The following is a 9,552-nucleotide window of genomic DNA, read 5'->3' on the forward strand; positions in this document are numbered from 1 at the left end:
ACTCAAGAATGATTTCTCAGCTTATTAGATTCTTAGAATTAATTAATACTCCTGGTGCTCTATTGGCATTAATAAGCTGGCCAAAATTTTCACTTGCATCCTACAAGATTATTTCAAGAGCCAAACTAGCTGGTGTTGTCCCAAAAACAGTAATTGATGTTGGTGCCAATGTAGGACAATTTACCGTAGCTTCAGATAAGCTCTTTAAAAAAGTCAATATTTTTCCAATTGAGCCCGATCCGCGCACTGCAATCAAATTGAAAAAAAACGCTGGTTCACGCCTGGAAGAGAATATTCGGGTGACTGCAATTGGTGACATTATTGAATCTGGAATACTTAGAGTAAATAGCGACTCACAAGTGAGTTCATTATTGCCGCTGGGTATTGACAGAATTGAGTCTTTTCCGGCATCTAAAGTAATTGAGGAAATTTGTATTCCAATAACTACACTTGATGCTTTGTTCAATGGGATTCATTTAGAGCGCCCAATCCTATTAAAGATTGATGCACAAGGTTACGAGGATCGAATAATTCTTGGTGCAAGTAAAACTTTAAAAAATATTCAATGGGTATTGATTGAAGTTTCATTTTCAAAGCTTTACGACGGGGAGCGAGATTTTGAAACAATTGTGACTTTATTAAAAAAACATGGCTTTCGATTTATAAAACCTTTAAATTTTCATGTCTCCCCCAATACGGGGGAAATAATTGAAATGGATGCATTATTCGAATTAGAGTCAAAAGATTAATGACATCCAAAAACCTATATGAAGATATTGCTATACGGGATTAACTACGAGCCAGAATTAACGGGAGTCGGAAAATACACTGGTGAGATGGCGCGCTGGCTTGTTACTCGAGGCCATGATGTTCGGGTGGTAACAGCCATGCCGTATTATCCCCAGTGGAAAGTGAATGGTAAAAATTGGTATAGAAGAGAAATTTTGGGTGGTGTTCAAGTATGGCGTTGCCCACTTTATGTGCCACCTAACCCAAGTGGCTTAAAGAGGGTTTTAAATCTTGCAAGTTTTGCACTTACCAGCATACCTATTATGCTGCGACAGATTTTTTGGCGTCCTGATGTGGTTTGGGTCGTTGAGCCAGCCTTAATATGCACTCCAGGGGGATTGATAGTGGCCCTGCTTTCAGGGGCAAAGACTTGGTTACATATACAAGACTTTGAGGTAGATGGTGCTTTTGATTTAGGTTTGGTGAAATCGCATACGCTTAAGCGCATCGCCCTAGTTTGCGAACGATTGGTGATGAAGTGCTTTGATAGAGTTTCTACAATCTCAGATAATATGTTGTTGTTGCTGCAATCTAAGAGGGTAGCGACTCACAAAACTTATTTCTTCCCTAATTGGGTTGATACTGCATTTATTAAGCCTATTAGTATTCACGAATCAAAACACTCTTCCAATCGTGTGATAAGTTATCGCTCAGAATGGGGAATTCCTGATGAAGCAATCATTGCTCTATATTCAGGCAATATGGGAGAGAAGCAAGGCCTGGAAACTGTGATAGACGCAGCCCGGAAACTGCATGATGAGAAAAGTATTTTTTTTGTTATGTGCGGAGATGGTGCGGCATTTCCCCGCCTTCGCAAAATGGCGCTCGAATTAAAAAATATTCACTGGATTCCCTTGCAGCCTTTTAATTGTCTCAATGAGCTATTGAATGTTGCTGATATCCACTTGCTACCACAGTTGGCCGGTGCTGCGGATTTGGTAATGCCCTCCAAGCTAACTGGGATATTTGCAAGTGGTCGACCGGTAGTAGCAACAGCAGAGTATGGAACGGGTATTTATAAAACGGTGGCAAAAAGTGGGGGTGGCATTTTAGTTGCGCCCAATAACTCGGAAGACTTGGCATCAGCTATTATTGAGCTTGCTGATAATCCTGAAAAAAGACAACATCTTGGATCCTCAGCCCGGGATTATGCAATCAAACACTTTGATATTAATGAAATCCTTTCTCGTTTTGAATCGGAGTTGATGGGCTTGTAGTCTATGTTTTTAAGTATCTTCTTATGCATCAGATTTTAATTAATTATTTAAAGAGTATTTATGGATAAATCTAAGGAGCCTAGTGAGGCATTCCCTTATCAACCCCCAACTGACGAGATTCGAGCGAAATTTAAACATATCTTCGAATTAGGAGGTCCCTTACCTGGACGTTTTTGCAAAATATTTTTTGATAAGTTAATCGCCCTAATTTTTTTAGCACTTTCAATACCTGTATTTCTATTATTAAAATTTGCTTTTTTGATTGAGGGCTGGCTCATTCCAGAGAATTCCGGCCCTATGTTTTTCTATTACAACGCAGTAAGTGCTGGGCAAATAGTGCCAAAATATAAAATTCGGCTTATTAAGATGAAATACATTGACCCTGCGGGAGCGTCTCATGGGGACTGGAGGGCGTATTCTGCAGAGTGGTCAAATGAAAGCCGAACCCATATCGGTCGGTTTGTAAAGGCGTTTTATTTGGATGAATTGCCTCAGTTTTACAGTGTTCTCAAGGGGGATATGAGTCTTGTAGGCCCTAGACCATTAGCGGTAATTCACTATGACCGCGACTTGGCTCAGGGCAATGTGACTAGAAAACTTCTCAAGGGTGGCTTGTTAGGTTTGGGTCATATTAATAAAGGTACTTCCGAGCTCGGTAATCCTATTTATGAATATGAGTATGTGGACCAGTATTTAAAGCGATCTTCTTTTAGTTTATTGTGCCTCGATTTATGGATAATTTGGCGAGGTATGTTAGTTATTTCTAAAGGCGGAGGTCACTAAGCTTTCCATCACTATACTATGACGGTATAGATAATTAGAAAATATTTTTTATAACGTCATTAATGCTATTATTAAATAGAATCCACATTAATCTAGAAATAAATTTATAAAATTGAGCTCACTATTTAGTGACGCCAATCAAATTGAGGATCAAACGATCTCGAGTTTACGAATATTCCGAATCGAAAATAATACGTAAAATGAAAATTGCCTTTTTAACATTAGAAGATCCAAAGAATATTCTCGCTTGGTCTGGAATTCCTTTTTTCTTATCTCAAGCGCTCATAAGAAGAGGTCACGATCTTATTTTTCTGGGACCTCTTCAAAAAAAATACAATTTATTCACAGGCTTAAAATCAGTTATCTACAAATATTTACTAGGCAAAAAATATTTAAGAGATCGTGATGTGCTGCAAATAAACTCTTACTCTCAGCAAATTAGAAAAAAGCTAAAAGATATAGATTGCGATCTCATTTTATCTACAAGCACTCTTCCAGTCTCTAATCTGAATGCCCTGGATCAGCCGATAGTTACATGGTGCGATGCAACATTTTATGGAGTGCAGCAGTATTATCCAGAATTCACTAATTTATGTTCTGAAACAAGAAATTCAGGTAATAAATTAGAGTCCTCTGCATTAGAAAATGTTTCACTTGCGATTTTTTCATCGGCATGGGCTGCCCAATCGGCATTAGATGGATATGGTACACAGTCAAATAAAGTTAAAGTGATTCAATTTGGAGCAAATATTAATCAAAATAGAGATATTGAATTAATAAAAGACAATATATTTAATAAAAGAAAGGGTGTGTGTAAACTTCTTTTTATCGGCGTAGATTGGATTAGAAAAGGTGGAGATTTAGCTCTTAAAATCGCAGATAATCTAAATAGAATGGGTTTAGTAACAGAGTTACATATAGTTGGATGCACTCCACTTATTGACCACAATCCATCATTTTTAATAAAACATGGATTTTTAAACAAAAATATTCAGCAGGATAATCAGATCCTAGATGAGTTATTTCTTTGTTCTCATTTTCTGCTCGTTCCATCCATGGCCGAATGCTATGGACTTGTTTTTGCAGAGGCTAGCTCTTGGGGTTTGCCTTCCATTACAAGGCTTTCGGGGGGAATTGCTTCTGTTGTTAAGAGTGGTGTAAATGGCTATGCATTTGATCCTTCTGCCAGTATTGACGATTACTGTCAGTATATCTTTGATAAATTTAGTAATTCCCCAGAATACGAAGCATTATCTCTAAGCACTTTAAATCATTACGAGGATGTTTTAAATTGGGATGTTGCTATTAAAAAATTTGAATATCTCACCAATGAAATACTAAAAAAATAGATTTGATGATGTTATTAATGAGTTGTTGCAAGGACAACTCCTTCCCCATTCTCATTTACTAAAGTAGTGAAGTGCTCTTGGATGCCTTTACAAATTAATTACTTATTTGGGATCGAACGGGTTTCGAGATTAACCTCATCAGGCGACTTGCATTCCACAATAATTGAGCTGATATTGGTCTGGGTTACCGTGTAACCCCTTGTTGTACAGATCTCCCCGGCCTTCTGGTAGCAGTTACTCAGATCACCCGTCTCCAAAAAGCCTCCACACACTAATTGATAGCCTTCTTTTCCATGGGAGGTATAGGTTGGTGTGACTGGGGTGCTACAACCGCTAGTGAGAAGGATAAGACAAGAGATGGCGGTGGCGCCCAGAGTAAAACGCATTTTTTAAGTTCCATGTTCAAAACAATAAAAGTGATATTAATCACATTTATGCTAATATGCAACTCTTGATTTTGCCATAAAGATATGAAATGAAAGCATCTGCGCTGGGGGTTTTGCGGAACAACATCCCTAAAAATGAAATCACTGAAGCCTTACTTCAGTTTAAAAAAGCCTTTAGAAGTATTGGTATTTTCACAGCAATCATCAATTTGCTCATGCTTGTTCCCTCCATCTACATGATGCAGGTTTATGACCGAGTACTAGCCAGCAGAAACGATTTCACCCTATTCATGCTCAGCTTTATTGCCTTGGGCCTATATGGCTTGATTTCTGCTCTTGAGCATGTCAGAAGCATGATTGTGATTCGTATCGGCGCCAAAATTGATGCTTTTTTGAATCAACGTATCTACACCGCTGCTTTTGAGCAAAACTTGCGTGGAGCTGGTGTCAATGCTGGCCAGGCCCTGAATGACCTCACTACTATTCGTCAATTTGTGACTGGTAGCGGCATGTTTGCTTTCTTTGATGCCCCTTGGTTCCCTCTCTATTTATTAGTTATTTTTATCTTTAACCCTTGGGTTGGCCTATTCGCTTTAGTTTCAATCGTTATTTTGGTAGCTCTAGCTTGGTTAAACCAGTGGGTTTCTTCAGCAGCGCTCAATGAAGCAAGCGCCGTATCGATTCAATCTACCAGCATGGCAACCAACAACTTGCGAAATGCTGAAGTGATTGAAGCCATGGGAATGCTTCCTCAGATTCGCGAACGCTGGTTCTCGCTCCACAATCGTTTTTTGCATCTCCAGGCAGAAGCCAGTCGTAAGGCAGCTGTCATTACGGCCATCACAAAGTTTGTCAGAACCAGTGTGCAGTCCTTGATTTTGGGTGTTGCCGCTCTTTTGGTGATTAAGGGAGAGTTATCTGGTGGCGTCATGATTGCAGCTTCCATTCTTCTGGGGAGAACCTTAAGTCCAGTGGAGCAAATCATTGGAGTTTGGAAGCAGTGGCAGGGCGTAGTCAGTGCTTATAAAAGACTTGAAGACCTTCTGAAAAGACACCCGCCCAGAAAAGCAGGCATGAGCTTGCCGGATCCAGAGGGTAGTCTGAGGGTGGAGCAAGTGGCTGCTGCGCCGCCTGGGTCTAATAGAACCGTTGTTCGTAATATCAATTTTGAACTTCGTGCCGGTGAAATCATGGGCATGATTGGGGCGAGTGGCTCTGGCAAGTCAACCTTGGCCCGCTTACTCGTTGGAGTCTGGCCAGTGGCTATGGGAAGCGTTCGCATAGACGGAGCTGATGTTTTCCAATGGAGCAAGGATGAATTAGGCCCATTTATGGGATACCTACCGCAAGATATTGAACTCTTTGCGGGCACTATTGCTGAAAATATTGCGCGTTTTGGTGAGGTAGATTCATTTAAGGTTGTTGCAGCTGCCAAGCTTGCTGGTGTGCATGAATTAATCCTCCAAATGCCTGAGGGCTATGAAACTCGTGTGGGCGATGGTGGTGCTGGATTATCCGGTGGACAAAAGCAGCGCATCGGCTTGGCCCGTGCATTGTATGGAGATCCAGTCTTTATCGTCCTAGATGAGCCTAATTCCAACTTAGATGAGGCTGGCGAATTAGCGCTTGCACAATCGATTCTGGAGCTCAAGAAGCGCCAAAGAACGGTCATTATTATTAGCCACAGACCATCCATTATTCGAGTAACAGATAAATTGTTGGTACTTCAAAATGGAGCGGCAATTGCCTTTGGACCAACTGAGCAAGTTTTAGAAGCGATGGCTAAGGCACAAAATAAACCTCCGCTAGCTCAGGGCCCTAGCCCTGCCGCTCAATAAGACTGTAGGCATCATGAAAACTTTCCTTTTGAATTTGTTTCACTCCACTCTTCGAGTGTTGCATCTAGATACAAAGCCTGCAGAAGATGCGCCATCTCCTGATGCAAAAGATGAGGAGCACTATGCCCGTTTGGGATGGCTCATTTTGCTGATTGGCTTTGGCGGTTTTCTATTGTGGGCTACTTTCGCCCCCTTAGACAAAGGCGTTTCAGCTTCGGGTGTAGTGATAACCGACGGACAGCGCAAGGTTGTTCAGCCGATTGCTAATGGAGTGATTGACGAGATTTTGGTTAAGGACGGCGACCATGTCAAAGCGGGGCAAGTAATCATCAGGATGAATGACTTGCAAGCCGTTGCTCAGGCAGACGGAACACGCGACCAAATGCAAGGCGTGCAAGGACAAATTCGGGGGTTAGAGCTATCAATCTCTAGTCAAAAAGAGCAGCTTAATTACCTTAAAGCACAAAGTGCTGATCTGAGGACCTTAAGCAATGAGGGGTATATTCCGCGTAGTCGATATCTAGAGGTAGAGCGGACAAAGCAACAGGTGATGGGTCAATTGGCCGAGAATGAAGGCAATCTGATGCGTCAACGCAATTTATTGGCAGAGTTGGAAAAAAAATTACCTGCTTTTCAGTTTGATTTAGATAACGCCACTATTAAAGCCCCTGTGGATGGGCAAGTTATTAATCTGACGGTCTTTACTAAAGGACAGGTTGTCCAAGCGGGGGCGAAATTGATGGAGGTAGTCCCTGACGATCGCCCCTTGATTGTTGAAGCACGTGTGCCTGTTGTATTAATTGATAAGGTGCATATTGATTTACCAGTCCAAATGATTTTTTCTGCTCTCAATCAACGCGTTACCCCCCGAATTCCAGGGCGTGTCATGATGATCTCCTCGGATCGCACGACTGATGAGCGTACTGGCGAGCCCTATTACAAAATGCAGGCTCAAGTTACTGAAGCTGGTATGAAGCTATTAAAAGAAAATACCGTACGTGCCGGTATGCCAGTTGAAGTCTTTGTGGTGACTGGTGAGCGAAGCTTGATGAATTATTTATTGCGCCCTATTTTCGATCGTGCCAAAGGGTCTTTGATCGAGGAATGATCGTGCTTAAAAGACATTGCATTCTTTTCTTGTGTATCGCTAGCTTAGCGATGCCCGCATCTGCGCTCGATTTATTGACTGCATATGATGCCGCCTTAAGTAACGACCCTACCTTTAGGTCCGCTATTAAAGAAAATGAGGCGGGGCAGGCTAATCGGATGATCGGTCGATCCGCCTTGATGCCTAAAGTTTCAGGTACTTATACCCAACAAGCCAATGATAGTAAGGTCAATGGCCCTGCATATACCAATGGGCCATACACAACCTTCTCTGAAGCGTACCCTAGCACCAACGGCGGCGTTAATGTAACACTACCTCTCTTTAATTTGCAGGCTATTGCTCAATATCGTCAAGGCATGGCCCAGGCAAATCAAAGTCAAGCTAAGTTTCTCTATCAAACGCAAGACCTCTTAGTGCGCGTTGCGCAGGCATATACGGATCTGCTGTACGCCCAAGACCAACTGCGCTTTATACAGAAGCAAAAAGCTGCCTATCAAGAACAAATTAAGGTCAATACCCGTACGTTCGAGTTGGGCGAGGGGACGATTACAGATAAGTTGGAATCCTTGTCAGCCTATGAGTTGGCTGATGCGCAAGTGATTGAAGCGGAAAGTGATGTAGAAAATACCAAGCGCAAATTAGAGGCCATTATTGGGCAACCTATTTCTTCTGTGCAGACTGTTAAGAAATTGCAAACCGGATTTAAGCCGACCGCCTTAGATCCTACGGCATTTGATTTTTGGAAAGATATGGCTCTTGCCAGTAACCCTGAAATTATGATGGGTCAGTTTCAGATTGAGAGCGCTCGCCAAGAGTATTTAAAAAATAATTCAGCGCATTCTCCCACGGTTAACTTTATTGCTGGATGGAACGTACAAAAGTCGAATTTTGTGAGCTCTATATATCAAAACAGTAATACCACTTCTGCTGGTTTACAGCTTTCTTTGCCGATTTTCAGTGGTGGAGAGACTCAAGGCAGGGCAGCGCAGGCAGCCGCTAATTACGAAAAAAGCAAGGCTGACTTAGATATTGCCAAAGAACGGATTATTACCGAGGTTCGTAAGCAATACGATGCTGTTTCATCTGGACAGCGAAGAATTGCTGCACTGCAGCGTGCAGTGGAGTCAGCAACTGAGTTGACTCGCGCTATGAGAAGTAGTGTGCGTGGCGGAGTGCGTATTAATTTGGATATTTTGGTGGCAGAAAAAACCTTGGCCACGGCTCAGCGCGACCTAGCGCAAGCTAAGTATAACTTTGTGCTGGCCTACCTTAAGTTAAAGCAGCAGGCTGGTAACTTGACCTTAGAGGATTTAGAGAGAACTGCCTTAAATTTTCAGAAAGACTAAGGCTCATGGATCCCAAAGTTTCTGTATTGCATAGTCTTCCCTTGTTTAATCTGGTAGATACCCATCATTTGAGTGGTCTAGTAAGCAACTCCCAAATCATCAAAGTACCTAAAGGGGGGATCATTTACAAGGCAAATACTCGCTTTGAGCACTTAATCTATGTTGGTTCGGGCGCACTAAGATCGATAGAGCTTGGGAATGAGAGAAGGGTTAGCTCTGTAGCGAATATCCCGGCTGGTCAGCTGATTGGTCTGATGTACTTATTTGCAAAAAAATCACGATTAGATACCCTGCAGGCGCTTTCAGAGTCCCATATTTGGCTCTTAAATGCGGCGGAAGTTGAAAAGACCCTATTGCGCTCCCCTGCGGCAATGACTAAATATTGTCAAATTCTGATAGAAACAATGCACAAGATGCATAAGGAGCGGCTATTGCTCCTGATGGACAAGGCAGATGCCCGAATTTTGGGGATTTTATCCAAATACATCAAAATCCATAATAAAGTGATGTTCTTGGAGGATTTGCCAACCCAGCAAATGCTTGCTGACTTATCCAACACCTCTCGGGAAACGGTATCTAGAGCCATCAACAAGTGGTTCGTTGATGGCGTCTTGGCCAAAGAAAACGGTAAAATTTTGGTTAAAAGGGCCCAGGTTTTTAATTTTTTCATGTGATATCCGTCACATACTTTCCGCTTTTTCCCTGTAAAAATCATCACTAATTGCCATTTTTTAAC

At 41.9% G+C, this 9,552-nt stretch carries 9 protein-coding genes; 8 read left to right on the forward strand and 1 reads right to left on the reverse strand.

Annotated features, from left to right (window positions below):
* Positions 1-8: 8 nt before the first annotated feature.
* From ICV90_RS01800 to ICV90_RS01815, 4 genes are all read left to right on the forward strand, one after another.
* Positions 9-749, forward strand: coding sequence for an FkbM family methyltransferase (locus ICV90_RS01800; RefSeq protein ID WP_215359200.1), 741 nt, complete (start codon positions 9-11; stop codon positions 747-749).
* A gap of 18 nt (positions 750-767) precedes the next feature.
* Positions 768-2,006, forward strand: coding sequence for a glycosyltransferase WbuB (locus ICV90_RS01805; protein ID WP_215359201.1), 1,239 nt, complete (start codon positions 768-770; stop codon positions 2,004-2,006).
* A gap of 60 nt (positions 2,007-2,066) precedes the next feature.
* Positions 2,067-2,789, forward strand: a complete 723-nt coding sequence (locus ICV90_RS01810) for a sugar transferase (protein WP_215359203.1) — start codon at positions 2,067-2,069, stop codon at positions 2,787-2,789.
* A gap of 200 nt (positions 2,790-2,989) precedes the next feature.
* Positions 2,990-4,138, forward strand: a complete 1,149-nt coding sequence (locus tag ICV90_RS01815; protein WP_215359205.1) for a glycosyltransferase family 4 protein — start codon at positions 2,990-2,992, stop codon at positions 4,136-4,138.
* A 98-nt stretch (positions 4,139-4,236) separates the two neighbouring features.
* On the opposite strand, the gene ICV90_RS01820 is transcribed toward ICV90_RS01815, so the two are convergent.
* Positions 4,237-4,524: a hypothetical protein gene (locus tag ICV90_RS01820; protein WP_215359207.1), complete on the reverse strand. Its 288-nt coding sequence runs from the start codon at positions 4,522-4,524 to the stop codon at positions 4,237-4,239.
* A gap of 89 nt (positions 4,525-4,613) precedes the next feature.
* On the opposite strand from ICV90_RS01820, the gene ICV90_RS01825 reads away from it, so the two are divergent.
* Genes ICV90_RS01825 through ICV90_RS01840 form a run of 4 tightly spaced genes read left to right on the forward strand, consistent with a single transcriptional unit; the run spans position 4,614 to position 9,490 of the window.
* The gene (locus ICV90_RS01825) at positions 4,614-6,362 is read left to right on the forward strand and encodes a type I secretion system permease/ATPase (protein ID WP_215359209.1); all 1,749 of its coding nucleotides are present in this window, start codon (positions 4,614-4,616) and stop codon (positions 6,360-6,362) included.
* 13 nt (positions 6,363-6,375) lie between these two features.
* The gene (locus ICV90_RS01830) at positions 6,376-7,470 is read left to right on the forward strand and encodes an HlyD family efflux transporter periplasmic adaptor subunit (RefSeq protein ID WP_215359211.1); all 1,095 of its coding nucleotides are present in this window, start codon (positions 6,376-6,378) and stop codon (positions 7,468-7,470) included.
* Complete coding sequence (locus ICV90_RS01835; RefSeq protein ID WP_215359213.1) at positions 7,467-8,816, forward strand: TolC family outer membrane protein; 1,350 nt, start codon at positions 7,467-7,469, stop codon at positions 8,814-8,816. The genes ICV90_RS01830 and ICV90_RS01835 overlap by 4 nt, the downstream gene beginning before the upstream one ends.
* 5 nt (positions 8,817-8,821) lie before the next feature.
* Entirely contained in the window at positions 8,822-9,490 is a 669-nt protein-coding gene (locus ICV90_RS01840) for a Crp/Fnr family transcriptional regulator (protein WP_215359215.1), read from the forward strand.
* The last annotated feature ends 62 nt before the right edge of the window (positions 9,491-9,552 follow it).

This window comes from Polynucleobacter sp. JS-JIR-II-b4, from assembly GCF_018687815.1.
GTDB lineage: Bacteria > Pseudomonadota > Gammaproteobacteria > Burkholderiales > Burkholderiaceae > Polynucleobacter.